Source organism: Burkholderiaceae bacterium DAT-1 (assembly GCA_019084025.1).
Taxonomy (GTDB): Bacteria; Pseudomonadota; Gammaproteobacteria; order Burkholderiales; family Chitinimonadaceae; genus DAT-1.
Genome location: JAHRBI010000009.1, coordinates 12007 through 28826 on the forward strand (window position 1 = coordinate 12007; position 16820 = coordinate 28826).

Annotated in this window: 18 protein-coding genes; 10 read left to right on the forward strand and 8 right to left on the reverse strand. The window is 54.5% G+C overall.

What is annotated here, in order from left to right; genetic code table 11:
• Nucleotides 1–7: 7 nt before the first annotated feature.
• Nucleotides 8–691 carry a hypothetical protein gene (locus KSF73_16970; GenBank protein MBV1777416.1) on the reverse strand — a complete coding sequence of 228 codons (684 nt, stop codon included), beginning with the start codon at nt 689–691 and terminating at the stop codon, nt 8–10.
• Nucleotides 688–1329 (reverse strand): arylesterase, encoded by a 642-nt coding sequence (locus KSF73_16975; protein ID MBV1777417.1) that lies wholly within the window; start codon nt 1327–1329, stop codon nt 688–690. Before KSF73_16975 ends, KSF73_16970 begins: the two co-directional genes overlap by 4 nt.
• On the opposite strand from KSF73_16975, the gene KSF73_16980 reads away from it, so the two are divergent.
• The 3 genes from KSF73_16980 to mutY are packed head-to-tail and all read left to right on the forward strand — an operon-like array spanning nt 1328 to nt 5624.
• Nucleotides 1328–2059 (forward strand): ABC transporter ATP-binding protein, encoded by a 732-nt coding sequence (locus KSF73_16980; GenBank protein MBV1777418.1) that lies wholly within the window; start codon nt 1328–1330, stop codon nt 2057–2059. The genes KSF73_16975 and KSF73_16980 overlap by 2 nt on opposite strands.
• Entirely contained in the window at nt 2056–4518 is a 2463-nt protein-coding gene (locus KSF73_16985) for an ABC transporter permease (protein ID MBV1777419.1), read from the forward strand. Before KSF73_16980 ends, KSF73_16985 begins: the two co-directional genes overlap by 4 nt.
• A 2-nt stretch (nt 4519–4520) precedes the next feature.
• The gene (mutY, locus tag KSF73_16990; protein ID MBV1777420.1) at nt 4521–5624 is read left to right on the forward strand and encodes an A/G-specific adenine glycosylase; all 1104 of its coding nucleotides are present in this window, start codon (nt 4521–4523) and stop codon (nt 5622–5624) included.
• On the opposite strand, the gene KSF73_16995 is transcribed toward mutY, so the two are convergent.
• A complete protein-coding gene (locus KSF73_16995; protein ID MBV1777421.1) occupies nt 5565–6158 on the reverse strand; it encodes a hypothetical protein in 594 nt (197 codons plus the stop codon). The two genes, mutY and KSF73_16995, sit on opposite strands and share 60 nt — an antisense overlap.
• 189 nt (nt 6159–6347) lie before the next feature.
• Between KSF73_16995 and KSF73_17000 the strand changes: the two genes are divergently transcribed.
• The 4 genes from KSF73_17000 (at nt 6348) to KSF73_17015 (ending at nt 9207) form a co-directional block, all read left to right on the forward strand.
• Nucleotides 6348–6707 carry a response regulator gene (locus tag KSF73_17000; protein ID MBV1777422.1) on the forward strand — a complete coding sequence of 120 codons (360 nt, stop codon included), beginning with the start codon at nt 6348–6350 and terminating at the stop codon, nt 6705–6707.
• Nucleotides 6708–6885: 178 nt separating this feature from the next.
• On the forward strand, nt 6886–7326 hold the full coding sequence (locus KSF73_17005; GenBank protein MBV1777423.1) for a DUF2147 domain-containing protein: 441 nt from the start codon (nt 6886–6888) through the stop codon (nt 7324–7326).
• Between the two features lie 238 nt (nt 7327–7564).
• Nucleotides 7565–8428 (forward strand): histidine kinase, encoded by an 864-nt coding sequence (locus tag KSF73_17010; protein MBV1777424.1) that lies wholly within the window; start codon nt 7565–7567, stop codon nt 8426–8428.
• Nucleotides 8425–9207 carry a LytTR family DNA-binding domain-containing protein gene (locus KSF73_17015; protein MBV1777425.1) on the forward strand — a complete coding sequence of 261 codons (783 nt, stop codon included), beginning with the start codon at nt 8425–8427 and terminating at the stop codon, nt 9205–9207. Before KSF73_17010 ends, KSF73_17015 begins: the two co-directional genes overlap by 4 nt.
• Nucleotide 9208: 1 nt before the next feature.
• Here the strand turns inward: KSF73_17015 and rfbD are convergent, their stop codons facing one another.
• From rfbD to KSF73_17035, 4 genes are read right to left on the reverse strand one after another with little or no spacing between them, the layout of a single operon-like run.
• Nucleotides 9209–10078, reverse strand: coding sequence for a dTDP-4-dehydrorhamnose reductase (rfbD, locus tag KSF73_17020; protein MBV1777426.1), 870 nt, complete (start codon nt 10076–10078; stop codon nt 9209–9211).
• A 1-nt stretch (nt 10079) separates the two neighbouring features.
• Entirely contained in the window at nt 10080–11522 is a 1443-nt protein-coding gene (gene sbcB, locus KSF73_17025; protein MBV1777427.1) for an exodeoxyribonuclease I, read from the reverse strand.
• A 56-nt stretch (nt 11523–11578) separates the two neighbouring features.
• The gene (locus KSF73_17030; GenBank protein MBV1777428.1) at nt 11579–13096 is read right to left on the reverse strand and encodes a hypothetical protein; all 1518 of its coding nucleotides are present in this window, start codon (nt 13094–13096) and stop codon (nt 11579–11581) included.
• Nucleotides 13093–13833, reverse strand: coding sequence for an ABC transporter ATP-binding protein (locus tag KSF73_17035; GenBank protein MBV1777429.1), 741 nt, complete (start codon nt 13831–13833; stop codon nt 13093–13095). The genes KSF73_17030 and KSF73_17035 overlap by 4 nt, the downstream gene beginning before the upstream one ends.
• A gap of 147 nt (nt 13834–13980) precedes the next feature.
• Between KSF73_17035 and yaaA the strand changes: the two genes are divergently transcribed.
• The 3 genes from yaaA (at nt 13981) to KSF73_17050 (ending at nt 16456) form a co-directional block, all read left to right on the forward strand.
• A complete protein-coding gene (gene yaaA, locus KSF73_17040) occupies nt 13981–14766 on the forward strand; it encodes a peroxide stress protein YaaA (protein MBV1777430.1) in 786 nt (261 codons plus the stop codon).
• Between the two features lie 196 nt (nt 14767–14962).
• Nucleotides 14963–15616, forward strand: a complete 654-nt coding sequence (locus tag KSF73_17045) for a hypothetical protein (GenBank protein ID MBV1777431.1) — start codon at nt 14963–14965, stop codon at nt 15614–15616.
• Nucleotides 15617–15730: 114 nt separating this feature from the next.
• On the forward strand, nt 15731–16456 hold the full coding sequence (locus KSF73_17050; protein ID MBV1777432.1) for a YebC/PmpR family DNA-binding transcriptional regulator: 726 nt from the start codon (nt 15731–15733) through the stop codon (nt 16454–16456).
• 131 nt (nt 16457–16587) lie between these two features.
• On the opposite strand, the gene KSF73_17055 is transcribed toward KSF73_17050, so the two are convergent.
• Nucleotides 16588–16820, reverse strand: a 233-nt coding sequence (locus KSF73_17055) for a hypothetical protein (GenBank protein ID MBV1777433.1), incomplete at its 5' end; no start/stop codon positions are given.

The following is a 16820-nucleotide window of genomic DNA, read 5'->3' on the forward strand; positions in this document are numbered from 1 at the left end:
CGCTTCCTTACGGCAGCGTGGATGGTGCAACCAGACACAATGCAATCAAGGTTTCGAGCACTTGGCCAGAGAAAAAGCCTGCGCGCGCATCTTCTGCATCAATGATGCCGCACAGAATGCCGCGATCATCAAACAGTGGGAGACAGGCCTCGCTGCGGACATCCGGATCACAGGTGTAGTAAGCGCCGCCATCGGCCACCCAGCCAGCGACATCGTCGATAATTTTGCCCTGACCGGACAGACCCACGCTGCTGTTATTTGAATGCTCGGCAAACTCGGCTGTCAGCGGGAATTCGGCGCGACTTGGCTTGCCGTGATAGGCGAGCTTGACGAGTGCACGGGAGCCATCTTTGAGCGTGCGTTTGGCGTAAATACCAAGCCAGTCGCACTGCGTGCTGCTGGCGACCTCAGCGACCAGTGCGCGCAATTGTGTCAGCGCACGCGTAGTGCTATCGGTGATGCCGTCTAGCGTGTCTGCGAGATTGTAGGGGGTGGGGTCCAGTTCATCGAACAGGGAACACGCGCCACCTTCTCCCAGCATGGGAACGTGGTATTGATACAGTGTCTCTGGTGAGTCGGTGAACTGCGCCTGATCACGAACGGTTTGCAGGCGGCGTGCAAGCGCTTCAATAGGCTCGATGGACACGGCGTGCTGCAATTGGGCGCGGGCAAGGTAATCTTGTGCGGTCATGATGGTTTTTTCCTGTTGAGCATGGAGCCGAGTGTACGCCAGATGGTACTGGCGAGCTGCGGCTGCGCTTCTTTCCTAGGGTGTAACTGGTCGGGCTGAAATAGATTGGGCTTGTCCGCAACGCCTTCAAATAAGAAGGGCGGAGGCGGCAGGGTGTACTGCTTGGCCAGTTGTACGTACATATCCGCAAATCGACTGGTGTAGCGCTTGCCGAAGTTTGGCGGCAATTGCATGGATACCAGCAATACTTTTGCGCCGGCGTTTTGACTGGCGCGAATCATCTCCGAGAGATTATGCTGCGCCAGTTCCAGATCATTGCCACGCAGACCGTCGTTGGCACCGAGTTCGATGACGACAATTGCCGGAGTATGTCTGGCAAGTAAGGCGGGTAGGCGGGTCAGGCCGCCATCGGTGGTTTCACCGGATTGCGAGGCATTGACCAGCTGCCAGGATTTCGGCAATTGCTTGCTGATCAGGCTGGGCCAGTCCTCGCCTGCTGCAAGTCCGTAGCCCGCCGAGAGGCTGTCGCCGAACACGAGGATCGTCTGCGGAGGCGCAGCCCGCGCATTGACCAGTAGCATCAGGGCGATGACAACCCGAACCAGGAAACGCGAACACAGCGTAAGGGAAGAATTCATGCAGTCCATTCAAAATGAGATGCACCGGTTAGTCGAGCAGCCCGCGGGGGCAGTTGTGCGTGCGCACCAGCTGGGTAAACGAGTCAGCATGGGCGAGGCCACGCTCGACATTGTAAAGGATATTTCTTTTTCGCTGGATGCAGGCACCACTCTGGCTATTGTGGGGGAGTCCGGCTCCGGTAAGTCGACGTTACTTGGCTTGCTGGCGGGGTTGGATGAGCCAACATCAGGCGAGGTTCAACTGGCCGGGCAATCGTTACAGCAACTGAATGAAGACCAGCGGGCGGCCTTACGTGCGCGGCATGTCGGATTTGTCTTTCAATCGTTTCAGTTGCTCCCGGCCTTAAGTGCGCTGGATAACGTGGCACTGCCACTAGAGCTGGCGGGTGCACGCGACGCACTGTCACGCGCGGAACAGATGCTCAAGGCAGTGGGGCTCGGACATCGCCTGTCGCATCGACCTAAAGCGCTGTCGGGTGGCGAGCAGCAGCGAGTCGCGTTGGCGCGCGCATTTGTCGCCCGCCCGACCATCCTGTTTGCTGACGAACCCACCGGCAATCTGGATCAGGAGACGGGGGCGCATATTGTCGATCAGCTGTTTGCACTCAATGCCGAACACGGCACCACGCTGATTCTGGTCACGCATGACGTCCTGCTAGCTGCGCGCTGTCAGCGCCGGATTCGTTTGAAGGGCGGCATGATCGTAGAGGATTCTGGAGCACAGCCATGATGCGCTTCGCCATGCGCTGGTTCTGGCGCGAACTGCGGGCTGGCGAACTGACCATCATGCTGGTGTCGCTGATTGTGGCGATGACGGCATTCAGTGGGGTGGCGATGTTTACGGATCGGGTGCAATCGGCCATCGATGCGCAAATTGGCCGGGTATTGCGTGCGGATCTGATGATTAATAGCTCCACCCCAATTCCGGCCAAATGGATAGAAATTGCCACTCGACATGGTGTGCGAACAACGTCGGGTATTGTGCTGAATAGCATGATGCAGGGGGCATCCCGCGCCAGATTGGTATCGATCCGGGCGGTGGGCGAGGGGTATCCCTTATTGGGTGATATTCGATTACTGCGAGACGGGAGAGAGGTGTCCTTTACACATGGGCCAGTCAAAGGCGAGGTCTGGGTAGATGAGGATGGCTTGCGAGCACTTTCCGTGCGTGTCGGTGATCGGATTAGTCTAGGCGAGGCTGATTTTAAAGTAGGTGGCGTGCTGGCTCGTGAAATGGACGGCATGCTGGATATGTTTTCTCGCATGCCCGCTGTCATCATGCATCTGGATGATGTGGCGGCCACACAGCTGATTTTGCCGGGCAGTCGCGTGCGTTATCGCTTGCTGATGGCAGGTGAGTCCACGCAATTACAAGCAGCACGGGAGGCGATCAAGCCGTTTTTGCAGGCTGGACAGACCATCGACGATCCTCGTGAAAGTCGTCGGGAGATTCGCGATGCGGCAGAAAAGGATCAACGCTTCCTGAAAATTGCCGCCTTGCTGAGTGTGTACTTGGCGGCCGCAGCTGTCATGCTGGCGGCGCAGCGCTTTGTTGCGCGACATGCCGATTCCGTTGCGGTTTTGCGCACACTCGGTTTGCAATCGTGGCAGCTCAAACGACTGATATATGTGCAGTGCGCCGCGCTTTTTATGCTCAGCGTGGTGCCCGGTGTGTTGCTTGGCTGGGGGGTACAACAACTCCTGGCAATGGTCGCGAGCGGGATGCTGGATATCATGCTACCGCCACCCGGATGGATGGCGGTCGGCGTGTCGGCGATGCTGGCAGTGATTTTAATTTTGGGTCTCTGCCTACCCGGATTGATGCGGTTGCGATTTGTCTCTCCTTTGCGAGTACTGCGTCAGGATAGCTTGGGGCTACGTGGTGGACGCTGGCTGGCGCTGACTGCAACGGCGAGCCTGTCGGGATTGATCTATTGGCAATCCGGCGGTGGCAAGCTGGCATGGGTGATGCTGACTGGCATTTCGCTTGCATTGATTCTGACTGGGGTAATCGCGTGGTGCTTGCTGGCGCTGTGCATGCGAATCGTGCCTCGGCGCATGTTGGCGCTGTATTTTGCGGTGCGCAATCTGAGTGCTCGGGGAATGGCGACCGTTACGCAAACCAGTGCACTGGCGCTCGGCTTCACCGCATTGGGCATCCTCTGGGTGGTTCGCTTCGATTTGATTGAAGGATGGCGCGCCACGTTGAGTCAGGGTGTACCGAACCATTTCGTGATCAATCTGCAACCCGCTCAGCTAGATCGCTTCACGGATGCGTTTTCGCATGCAGGCCTGAGCGTACCCGAGACGTTTCCTATGGTTCGTGCGCGATTGCAGCGCATTGCGGGTAAGTCGCTCCAGTCCATCAGCTTGGCGGAGAAAGAGGATCGCCGCTTTGCCGAGCGTGAATTCAATTTATCCTTTGGCGAGTCGATTCGGCCTGACAATGCGCTTGTCGCAGGGCGCGCAACCCGAGCGGACGCACATGAGTGGACGATCGAGCAGTCTATGGTAAAGCGGCTAGGCATCAAGCTCGGGGATGAGCTGTGCTTTGATATTCAGGGAAGCTCAAGCTGCGGACATGTGGTTGGTGTGCGAAAGGTGAACTGGAACTCGTTTCGGGTAAATTTCTTTGTAATCGGCACGCCTGCGATGCTGGCAGGCGCTCCGGCCAGCCATGTCAGCAGCTTTTATCTGGATTCGGCGCATCGGCCATTTGCCGATACACTGGTCAAATCGTTGCCCAACCTGACTGTGTTCGATGTATCCGCTTTGCTTGATCAGGTGAAAGTACTGGTGGATGCCATGCTGAATGCGATGAGCGTGGTGTTTGCATTTGCCATGCTGGCCGGCATCTGCGTATTGTACGCCGCCACGCTGAATACACATGATGCACGCAAGCAGGATGTCGCTGTGCTGCGTACCCTCGGCGCCGCCGGGTCGCTTGTACGACGCATGGCGCGTTATGAGTCGTTGATTGTGGGCGCGATTGCCGGCCTGATGGCTGGGCTGGTCGCCTTGGTGTCTGGCGAGGCGCTGGCGAGGTATGTGCTGGAATTACCAGTCCATGCCAGCTGGTGGCTCCCATTTGCGGGATTGATGTCAGGTGCGCTGGCCGTGTGGCTGGCGACCTTGCCGTTTTTGCGTGCGGTGCTGAATACCTCACCTGCGCGCGTGCTTCGAGAATAAAGATGTCTGATTCATTTGCTTCACGTTTGATTCGCTGGCAGAAAGTGCACGGGCGGCATGATCTGCCCTGGCAAACCGATGATCCGTATCGGGTTTGGTTATCCGAAATAATGCTGCAGCAAACGCAGGTGACGACCGTTATTCCCTATTACCTGCGGTTTGTCGAACGGTTTCCCGATGTTGCGGCTCTGGCCGAGGCATCGCAAGACGATGTGCTGGCGCTGTGGTCGGGACTCGGCTACTACAGCCGTGCGCGCAATCTGCATCGTGCAGCACAGATGGTGATGAGCGACTTTGGCGGATGTTTTCCCGATCAGTCCGCGCAATTGATCCAGTTACCGGGGATTGGTCCGTCTACGGCGGCGGCCGTAGCTGCATTTAGTTCGGGCGAACGGGTGACGATTCTCGATGGCAATGTGAAACGCGTGCTGGCGCGCTGGCGGGCGATCGAAGGTTTTCCGGGTGAAAAACGCATTGAACAGCAATTGTGGGCGCTTGCAGAGACACTCGTGCCAGAGGTCAATGCCAGCATCCGGTCTGATATGAAGGCATACACCCAAGGCTTGATGGATTTAGGCGCAACGCTGTGTACGCGGAGCCGTCCGAACTGTTCTACATGCCCACTCAGGTCTGATTGTGTGGCCTATCAGTCTGCCCGTACCCACGAATTGCCGACGCCTCGTCCTAAAAAGGCTGTACCTGAACGTTACGCCGTCTTCGTACTCCTGAGACACGGTGGCAAAGTCTTGCTCGAAAAGCGTGCGGAAAATGGCATCTGGGGCGGGATGTGGAGCCTACCGCAATGCGAGCCCGATGACCTGGCTGCCTGGCTTGCCAGTGCATTCGGCGCTGTGGAACGCGATTTGCGTCCGCTTGCGCGCCTGACGCATATATTTACTCATTTCAAGCTGCATATCGATGCGCGTATGCTCAATGCTTCGATCCCGTTTCCCGCCGCATCGGAAGTATTCTGCTGGGTCACAATTGCTGATGCCCTGAACATGGGCATCCCCTTGCCGGTTCGCAAACTGCTGCTAGCAGCACAATCACCACTTGCATCCACCTTCGCGGACGGCATCAATGGCGAGGGGAACGACGGCGAGTAGGCCTGCACCTGCATATGCATTGCGGCAATCTGCTCGCGTCGCCTTGTTGATCTCCCGTGCGAGCTGGGCACGTTGAGGTGTCTGTGGATCATCTTCCCAGGGGTGTTTGCGTTCGATTTTGCGCTTCATGCCATCTTGCGCGATGCGTGCGCCAATTGCGTCCAGATTGCCGGTGACCGAGAATGAGCCGGCAGCTGGCGCTGCTGCTGGTTGACTCTGATTGGATGTTTCACTGTTTGGTTGATCAACTCCAGTTGGCGCGACCGATGGCTGATTACGCGGCTGTTCGAGTGCCCGCTGGGGTATGATCCTTGCAGATTGCCGCGAGGGGTAAGCAGCGGTGGCTCGTGATGCAGCCGACGTGTTAGTAGGCATATCCACCTTGGACGGCGGGTGCAATTCAACGTCGAACCAGCGTGGCAGTGAGGGAGCATCTATCTGCTGAGTTGGTGCGTGCAGCCAAATGACCAGAATGCCGTGTACGCAACATGACGCCAGAATCCATTGCTTAAGACGATGTCGTTTGAATGCCATGGGGGCATTCAGTTGTGCAGCATGCACGATCCCATCCTCCGGCCCGCATATTTTGATGCAATCTATGAGCGTGATACCCAGCAAGAGTTCCCGATAGATTGAAACGATCAGACCGCAGGCACTTGCTTTGTCGCAAGAATGGTCGATCATGAAAGTAGTGGGTAGCTGTCTGAACTGGGAGCAGGTGCGATGCGTGTACTGGTGGTAGATGATGTTGATATCAACCGACGTGTGGCCGGATTATTTCTCAAAATGGCGGGCTACGAAATTGACGAAGCATCGGATGCTGCTTCTGCGTGGCAGAAGATCAGTAGCGAGCAGTACGATCTTGTGTTGCTCGACATCAGCATGCCGGATATGAGTGGTGCAGATCTGTGCCGCAAGATTCGTGCAGAATTACCACAGCCACAACCCAAATTGTGTGCCTACACAGCACATGCCATTGAAAGTGAGCAACGGGAAATCCTGGCTGCCGGCTTTGATGGTATCGTCACCAAACCGATCTCAAAAGATTCCTTACTCGCTGAATTGAAACATATTCTCGGCTAACATGTCTGCGTGAAAGTGGTGCAGGATCAATACACAATTGCGCTCAAATCAACCAAGCGCTTGCATTGATTCGCGGGATGCCATTTAATCGTCCCACTGCATTGTCGGTACCATTCAATGGTGCCGGCGCCAATCAGCGAGACAGGCGTTTGTTTTGATGCAGCGCCGGGAGAGAGACATGAAGCGATTTGTACTGGCAGCAACGGCTGTCATGATGACTGGGTTGGTAATGGCGGCTGATATGGCATCGCCAATCGGCACCTGGAAAACGATTGACGATAGCACTGGCAAGCCGCGCGCAATTGTTGAACTTTGGCAGGATAAGGGCGAATTGCGCGGGAAGATCGTCAAGCGCTTCCCGCAACCGGGCGACAATGCCAGCGGTCTCTGCGAAAACTGTACCGGCGATCTGAAAGACAAGCCAATTGATGGGATGACCTTTGTCTGGGGCTTGAAGCAGGAAGGCAGTGAGTGGGCGGGCGGCAAGATTCTCGATCCGGCCAATGGCAAGGTATACAGCGCCAAGATGGAACTGACAGAAAACGGTTCCCGCCTCAAAGTACGTGGTTTCCTCGGGTTTGCACTGCTGGGGCGCACCCAGGTTTGGCATCGAGAGTAATAAGCACGAGAACACTGACTCGAACGATAATGGGCGACATCTGGTCGCCCATTGTTTTTTTGCGTACGCCTCACGCCTGTCAATGTCATGGGTATTTGATACCGCGTTTTGTGCAATTTATCTCACGTTTGGTTCATTCATGCCCCGGATGTAATAAGCTTGCAGCCATGAATCAGGGATTGCAGGTATAACCATGAGTTCTCGTGAACCGGATAGACGGGCTAAATGGCAGCAGGAGATGCTGCAAGGCGTTGAAGAAGCCTGGCGTCTAATTGTGCATGTTTGGTGGCAATTTTTTGACTGGGTCGCCGTCGTCAGTTGGTGGACGCTGGTGGTTGCCTGGGGTGTCACGCTGATGTTGGGCAGTGCACTGGGCATGGGGGACAGCGTCTGGCGCTTTGGTTTGATTACGGTGTTAATCAAAATCATTGCCCGAGGCAAGCGCCGTGCCGAGTTGACTGCACAGGAGGCCGAAGAGTCAGCCATGGTTGAGCGTCTCGAGCGTAAGGTTGCCGAGGCACGTATGGAAGCCATGCAGGCACAGATTGAGCCTCACTTTCTCTTTAATACGCTGGCCTCGATTGATCAGCTCATTGAGGTTGATCCGCCGCGAGCCAGTCGGGTTCAGAAGACGCTCATCCGCTATTTGCGTGCAGCGATGCCGAAAATGCGAGATGGTTCGTCCAACTCGACGCTTGGACAGCAGCTTGATCTCAGCACCGCGTTTCTCGAAATCATGCAGATTCGCATGGAGGATCGCCTGCGCGTCACGGTCACTGTGCCAGATTCTTTGCGGCCGTTGCCATTTCCCCCCATGATGCTTCAAACGCTCGTCGAAAACTCAATTAAACACGGACTTGAGCCAAAGGCAGCCGGAGGAGAACTGCATATTTCCGCACGACTCCTTGATGCGCGACTAAGTGTGACCGTGCGCGATACGGGTGTTGGATTCTCTGGCACACCCGGTAATGGTGTCGGTCTTGCCAATATTCGCGAACGCTTGCGCATGCTGTATGGCAATACTGCCGAGCTGGCTATTGAAGTGCCAGAGCAGGGTGCACAAGTCTCCATTATTCTTCCCATGGACTATCAACCGTCATGAATGCAATAGCCCCTACAGCCCTGATCGCCGATGATGAGCGTTTGATGCGCGATCAGTTGAGAATGCGTCTGGGTACCGTGTGGCCGGAATTACAGATCATCAGCGAAGCAGCCAATGGCCGTGAAGCAATTGCCGAGGCTCGCGCATGCGAACCAGACATTGTGTTTCTGGATATCCGCATGCCGGAAGTGACCGGCATCGAAGCAGCTAAAGTGCTTGCCAGGGATTTTCATGTGGTCTTCGTTACTGCCTATGACGAATATGCCATCGAGGCATTTGAGCAGGGGGCGGTCGATTATGTATTGAAGCCAGCAGATCCGGAAAGACTGGAAAAAACCTGCGAGCGTCTCAAGGCGCGTCTGGTAGATAGCAAGCCAGCTGCCAATCCTGCATTTGATGCCTTACTTGGCGAATTAAGTGCTCGGCTAGGTGGAGGAAGTGCGCCACGACGCGAATACCTGCGCTGGATTCAGGCCAACGTCGGTAATTCGTTGCGCATGATTAATACCAACGAAATCCTGTTTTTCCGCTCGGATGAGAAGTACACCCGCGTACAGACTGAATCCTTCGAGGCCCTGATCCGCAAGCCAATCAAAGAGCTAATTGACGAATTGGATCCGGACGAATTCTGGCAAATCCATCGCTCGACAGTAGTGCGAGTAGAGGCCATCAAGGAGATTACGCGGGACTTCTCTGGACGGCAGATTGTCCATGTCCACGGCCATGGTGAAAAGCTTGAGGTCAGCCGCAATTACACCGGGCTATTCAAGCATATGTAAATTATTCCGCCATGCACATCCTCAACGCCGCCTGCCAGTCAGGAGGAGTGAGCCCAAAAGTATGTGTAAACTTATCCAGATTCAGTCGTGAGTTGTGTGGACGCTTGGCTGGAAGCGGGTACTGGCTTGCGGGAATGGCGATAAGCTCTGGTGCGGCAACCCCGGCTTCACTGGCAATACGGAATATAGCTTCGGCAAAGCCATACCATGTGGTGACACCGCTGTTGGCCAGATGATAGGTACCCGTGACGGCCTGCCAGTCAGGCTGACTTGCAATAATATGGCAGGTCAGGTCGGCGAGTGTACGGCACCACGTGGGCGCTCCGAACTGATCGTCGATGATCGACAGTTGCGAGCGCTCCTTACCAAGCCTGAGCATCGTCAGTAAAAAGTTTTTGCCACGCGAGCCGTACACCCAGCTTGTCCGTAAAATCAGATGTGCACAGCCGCTGGCGCGAATGGCTTCTTCCCCTGCCAGCTTGGAAGCGCCATAGACGTTCTGAGGGACACATGGCGCGTCTTCTCTCCATGGCTGGTCCCCGTCTCCTGAGTAGACATAGTCGGTTGAGTAGTGAATCAGCGGAATTTTCCAGCGGGCTGCATAATCTGCAAATAGCGCTGGGGCACGTGCATTGATTGCGTAGGCTTCATCGTGCTGGTTTTCGGCGGCATCTACCGCAGTAAATGCCGCTGGATTAATGATCAGATCTGGCGAGTAATTGCTCAGGCAGGACTGAATAGAGGATTCAGAAGACAGATCAAGGGCGTCTCTCGTGGGCGCAATCACCCTGCCAAGTCCCTGAAGGCTGCGTTTGAGTTCGTAACCGACCTGACCATGACTGCCCGTTAATAAAATCGTTTTCATTGGCATATTATTCACTCATATTCAGGCCGCTACAGTGTTGTTCGGCCCAGTTGGAGAGTCGTGTTACTTCTAAGGATGTGAGCGACCCATTGTTAAGCAATTCCGCTAGTTTGTGTTTGAACGCGCCCAGTCCGAGTACGCCCGGTACCAGCCCGGAAAGACGCTCTTCCCGGTGAGTCTGCCACCAGTGCTGTTCATCCTGTGACAGGGTATCAGGCCAGTTGCGCGCCCGGTAACGCATGAGTAAGTCTGGTAGACGCGGATCATCGAAAGTAGCATGCGCTGATGCGAGTTGTTGCGACGAATATGTACGCAGCTGATCAAGTCTTCTGCGGTCACCATCTTGAATAAAGCCGTCATAGAGTGCGCCATCGACATCTTTGGGCAGTTTGATGCTTTCTGATTTAAAGATGTCGTGCCAGCTGAACATGGGGGCTGGCGCTTTTTGCAAATTGGCCAGATGCTTTTCAGCTTGAGCGAGATCTATCCCCAGCTGTTCGGCGCGGGTGCCGCTGAGTACGCGCAGATCCCCCACCACAATCGGGCTACGGTTGATGTGGATCGTTTTAATCGGCAGTCGCGCCACATCCCTGGGAAGTTGCTCAGCCGGGGTAAACATGCGTTGCCGTACTTGCTCGGTGGTCAGTTCAAATAGCGCCAGAGGATCATATGCCAGATCCCACACAATGAGCTGGTTCCGATTATCTGGATGCCAGCCAAGCGCAGTCACTAGCGCGATATTGGCTTTAGCAGCGCCGAACATTCCCGATACATGCAGAAATGCGCGGCCTTCTGATTTGGCGATTTCTGCTAGAACCGTCTGTTTGTTGCGCATCTTCAGGCAATGTTCAAACAATCGGGGCTGCTTCTGTTTGATCAAGCGAGCCAGTGCGATCGTGGCGCGGACATCGGAAACCGCATCATGCGCGTGCTCGTGCGACAAGCCATTGGCCGCACTGAGATGTTCAAGCTTGAAACTAGGTAGTCCATCTTCGCGTAAGGGCCATTCGATGCCTTCCGGCCGGAACGCATGGCAGGCACGCACCAAATCAAGAATATCCCAGCGTCCGCACTGATTGCGCCACTCGCGATCATACGGTGGATAGAGATTGCGCCAGAACAGGTGTCGTGTCAGCTCGTCATCGAAGCGCAGGGTGTTATATCCCACGCCACAGGTACCCGGGCGAGAGAGTGCTTCATGGATATGTTTGACAAATTCGGGCTCGGGTATGCCTCGTTCAGCAACGATTTCTGGCGTAATGCCCGTGAGCGCCATCGACACCGGATCAGGCAGGTAGTCATTGCTGAGCTGACAAAACAGCTCGATAGGTGACTCGATTTCGTTCAGTTCAGCATCGGTGCGGATCGCGGCGAATTGTGCCGGACGATCCAGCTTGGGGTTGATGCCAAAGGTTTCGTAATCGTGCCAGAGAAAACTGGGGGTAGACATGGTAACGGCCTGAATAATCAGGCCGTCAGTTTACCGTATTCCTGGGAGGATCGGCCTTACGCTTGCGCGAACCGGTGTGTGCGTTCCCGATAAAGGCTCCACCCCAGCATGCTCAAGCCAATGGCCGCACCAACAATACTCACCCCGGTAAAAGAAGAAGCTGCTGCAACCCACACCCCGGCGGCGGCCATGTCATACAGCGTCTCGAATCCACTGCGACCCATGTTTTTCTTCATTTTGCTGCGGGGAATCGGTCGTGAACGGGCGCGACTTTGAATACCGCATACGATAGAGCCAATCCACGTGGCCAGACCAAGACGTAACGCCAATTCCATATCATGCGATGCCACCAGTCCCAAGGGTAATAGGCTGGATATCAAGATGGGAATCAGAATGGAAATGAGCTGCCATTTCCGGATACGACGAATATCCGCGGGAGCGGACGCCAGCAAGGCATGCCCTTCATCGAGTGCAACCGCCATCCAGACCAGATTACTCGCTGTGATGGCAAAGATAAACACCATCATGCCCGTCATCATTGTCAGCCCTTTATCCGCGTGCTTGCCAACGATCTGTCCAATGATCGTCAGGCACATGAGCATGGGGGGCATGAGCGTCATCATCAGTAACTGCGGCTCCCGCAGAATCAGCTTCCACTCTTTACGGAAGACCAATGAGGGCAGACGCAGATCGAAGCTGACGCGATCAATCTGCGTGCCTGTATGAGGCGATTGCGCGATATCTGCCTGTGTCAGGGCTCCAAATTGGCGCTTTCCAAGGTGAATTGTCCAGGCAAAGGCACCGCCTCCAATCAGTATCAGGCCAAGCAAGGGCTGAGGACTGCCAACGATGGCGTAGCCGAGCCAGTTGCATACCGCTTGTGCAGGTGCCTTGAACTGGCTGAAAAAATGCGCGAGTTGATCTCCTTTGCCCGACTGAATGAGTATATTGGGCAATTGCATCAACAGCACAAAGCCAATCGACACAAACACGCTTATTCGCTGTGCGATGTGCTTGGCGCGCTTTGCGCCGAATCGTCTGGCCAGCCAGATGATGGACAGCATGGCTGGCACCGAAGATATGGCCCCCATCGCCAGTAGTGCCGGAAACATTGCAATGAGATTGAAATGTCCGAAGCCGATGCCGACAAGCGAGAAGGGGACAACCAGCCAGAGTGGAAGGTAAATGGCGTTTAGGACGATGCCAATACTACGCACGGTCAGCAAGCGCGAGACAGGGATCGGAGAGCTCATTAGCAAATCCATGTCACCGCGTTCGAACAGTACGGCCAGCGTTCGCTGCATGGATATGAGTAAATTGACAAATAGCAGCGCGAGCCAGGCAATGCCAAGTGCGGTTGTGCCCAGTTCATCAATCAGTTTGGCGCCTTGCGGGGTGAAATCGATCAGATAAAATAAGCCCGCAGCCATGGCTGCCAATACCAGAAACAGGACTGCAGACAACGCAATCCCAACCCATAAAGCGATTGCCTGCTGTTTACTGCCGGACATCATCTCCCGAAAGCTGAGTTTCAGTTCCCACTTCAACAGCCAAAGTACACTGCCGGGCTTCATGCAGCCTCCGCCTGAGTCAGTTCAACAAACACATCTTCCAGACTGCCGCCAACTTTGCCTGATTGCTCGCGCAATTGTTCCAGGGAGCCGCGTGCAATAAGCGAGCCTGCCTTGATGAGTGCGATGTCTTCTGCGAGGCGTTCGGCGACATCAAGAATGTGGGTGGTCAGAATCACCGTACAGCCCTCTTTCACTTTCGCCTGCAGGAGCTCCTTGACCTCGCGCGCTGCCATGACATCGAGGCCGGTCAAGGGCTCATCGAGCATGAGCAGCTTAGGGTCATGAATAAGTGCGCCGCACAAAGCCAGCTTTTGCTGCATACCCCGCGAGAATCCGTCACAGGTTTCGCCGCGATGCGCCCAAAGATTTGTCCATTCCAGCAGTTCACGTGCGCGAGACTCTGCGGTACGGGCATCAATTCCCCATAAGCCAGATACAAATTCGAGATATTCCAATGGGCGCAAACGACCATATAGAAGAGGCTCGTCTGGCAAGTAGGCCAGTAATGTTTTTGCCGCAGCAGCATCCTGCTCAATGTCGTGGCCGAATAGCTTAATCGAGCCCTGGTCCGGCTTGGTCAGTCCGGCAATCATCTTGAGCGTGGTGGTTTTCCCCGCACCATTGTGACCAAGCAATGCAAAGAATTGTCCTGCAGGTACGTCCAGGGAAAGCTGGTTGACAGCGACCTTATCGGCGAATGTTTTGTGTAAGCGATCAATACTCAGTGCGGCAGTCATCTTTGTCTCCCAAATGTAGAGGGAAGGCTACGCTGCTCGGCGTGCGACTGAAAGGTAGGGTGAGATAAAGCGTCAACTTGTGTGACAAAGCACGAAAAAGTGTATGCACTGTACAATGGCGTTCTATTTCAAGACTGTGATGCACTCATGTTGTTTGTCATTTCGCCAGCCAAGACGCTGGATTACGCCTCTGCAATACCCGCAATCGAGTCCACATTGCCAGATTTCATTTCGCAAAGCGCCGAGCTGATTGATGTGCTGCGCAAAGTGTCGCCGCATGCACTGGCAAAGCTGATGGATATTTCGGATGAGCTTTCAGCACTCAATGTCGCACGCTATGCCGCATGGTCGCCCGAGTTTAACGATGAAAATTCGCGTGCTGCAGTGTATGCGTTTATGGGGGATGTCTACGAGGGGCTGGACGTGCGCAGTCTCGATCATGATCAGATTGCTTACCTGCAGACGCATCTGCGCATCTTGTCGGGTCTGTACGGCATACTGCGGCCACTGGATCGCATGCAGCCCTACCGACTGGAAATGGGCACGCGCCTCAATACTGCCCACGGCACCAATCTCTATGCGTTCTGGGGCATGCGCGTGACGGATACCCTGAATGCACTGCAGGCGAATTCCTCAGCGCCTGTTTTGGTCAATCTGGCGAGCGAAGAGTACTTCAAAGTCGTCAGCCACAAGAAAATCCGCGGACGCGTCATTGATTGCGTGTTTGAGGACTTCAAGAATGGCAAATACAAGATTATTAGTTTCTTTGCCAAGCGCGCACGGGGTCTGATGGTTCGCTACGCTGCACTGAACTCGGTTACAGACCCCGAAAAGCTGAAGGACTTTGATCTCGACGGATACCGTTTCGATCCCGAGGCAAGCTCGGCTGATCGCTGGGTGTTCCGGCGCAATGCTGCTACCACGCTGTCATAAAAGGCAGGGCGTATCCGGCGCACGCTAACTAATAATGCGATTGGGTTGATGCACGATCGGTTAATGGTCGCTGCCATCGGGGATACGTGATTGCATACAACCCATCCGGATGGAAGATCTGTGCTCGTAATGCGCATGGAGCCTGGATGACTGGATCCGGTATAGTAGCGACCGAATCTTTAGGAGGGATGCTCAAATGGAAGTTACACCAGAAATTGAATCACATCATCATAAACACTCCGGGCACTGGGTCGATTATTTGCTCGGCGGTGCAGCCATTGCGATCTCGCTGGTATCGCTTTATTTAGGTATTCGCAATGCCGAGCACATGGAGCGCCTCGTCGAGTCCAACTCCTATCCCGATATCTCATTTACCAGCGGTAATGGGTGTGATGAAAAGACGGGTAAATGTTCCCAAGTGCTCAATCTGACCAATAAGGGAATCGGCCCAGCACGTATCAAAACTGTCGAGGTCTCTTATCAGGGGAAATATGCGGCGGATGCGGACGATTTGGTCAGCATCTGGCTGGGGGACAAAGATACGAGCGCCCAGTACAAAAACAGCAAGTGGACGTCTCGTCTGCTGGGCGAGCTGATTTCCCCAAAGGAAGAACGTCTGATGATGCGGGTCAACGATGTGGATCCGCAATCGAAGGACTGGGGATTGATGCAAAAAGGCAGATTGCACATGCAGGTTAGAGTTTGCTATTGCTCGATTTTCAATGAATGCTTTGTTCGTGAAAGCCAGAAGATGGAACCGGAACATGTGCACTCGTGCAAGGCATCCCAGTCGGTTGTTTTCCATGAGTCAGAGCCGGAAGAGTACTGGAAGATTGCACCGCATCATTAATGGCACTTGATTGCGCCTCCTCAAGGTGGCCGTTGCCGTTCGGCCAAGGGGGACAGTACATTGCCCGCATGTTAGAATTGCGCGTTAAGTCAATCATGTACGTGAGGAAGCACCATGGCCGGCCATAGCAAATGGGCGAACATCAAGCACAAGAAAGCTGCGACAGATGCGAAGCGCGGCAAGATTTTTACCCGCCTGATCCGTGAAATCACCGTGGCGGCACGCATGGGCGGTGCCGACATGTCCACAAATCCGCGTTTGCGTTTGGCTGTCGACAAGGCATTGGATGCCAATATGCCGAAAGACACCATTCAGCGCGCAGTTGATCGTGGTGCGGGCAATCTTGAAGGCGCCAACTACGAAGAATGCCGCTACGAAGGTTACGGTATTGGTGGCGCCGCGGTGATGGTGGATTGTCTGACCGACAATCGTACCCGTACCGTGGCGGATGTGCGCCACGCATTTGCCAAGCATGGCGGCAATATGGGTACTGACGGCTGCGTGTCTTTTCAGTTCAAGCACTGCGGCTTCCTGATTTTTGCGCCCGGCACCAATGAAGATGCATTGATGGAAGTGGCACTCGAAGCGGGTGCGGAAGATGTCGTCACCAATGATGATGGTTCAATCGAGGTGATTACCCCTCCTTATGAATTCTCCGTCATCAAGGAGTCGATCGAGAAGGCCGGCTTCAAGGCTGAGCACGGTGAAGTCACCATGAAGCCACAAGGTGAGAACCTGATTGCTGGTGACGATGCCATCAAGATGCAGAAACTGCTGGATGCGCTTGAAAATCTGGATGACGTGCAGGATGTGTACACCACTGCAATTATCGAAGACTAATCAGTATAAGTAGCGGTCATCCACAACAGGATTGTGGTGTGCCGGTTCTTCGTGAAATGCCAGTCAGCGTAATCTGACTGGCATTTTTCATATGTATTGTCCCTGCGTTTGTAGTTGGGTAGTGTGGTTGCTTACCGTAATTGTAGCGTGTGTGAAATTTGTTTGAAAATTTCTTCCCATGCAAAACAGCTACTTACGCACTTTGCGTCAAAAAACTGTAAAAGGGGTGTTGACTGATTTTTAAAAGCCACGTATAGTTCGGCCTCTCGCTGAACGCGACGCAGCAAACGAAACGAATGCAGCGAAGCGAAAAAATCAGCACCGCTCTTTAACAAGATACAACCGATAAGCGTAGGCGCTTGGT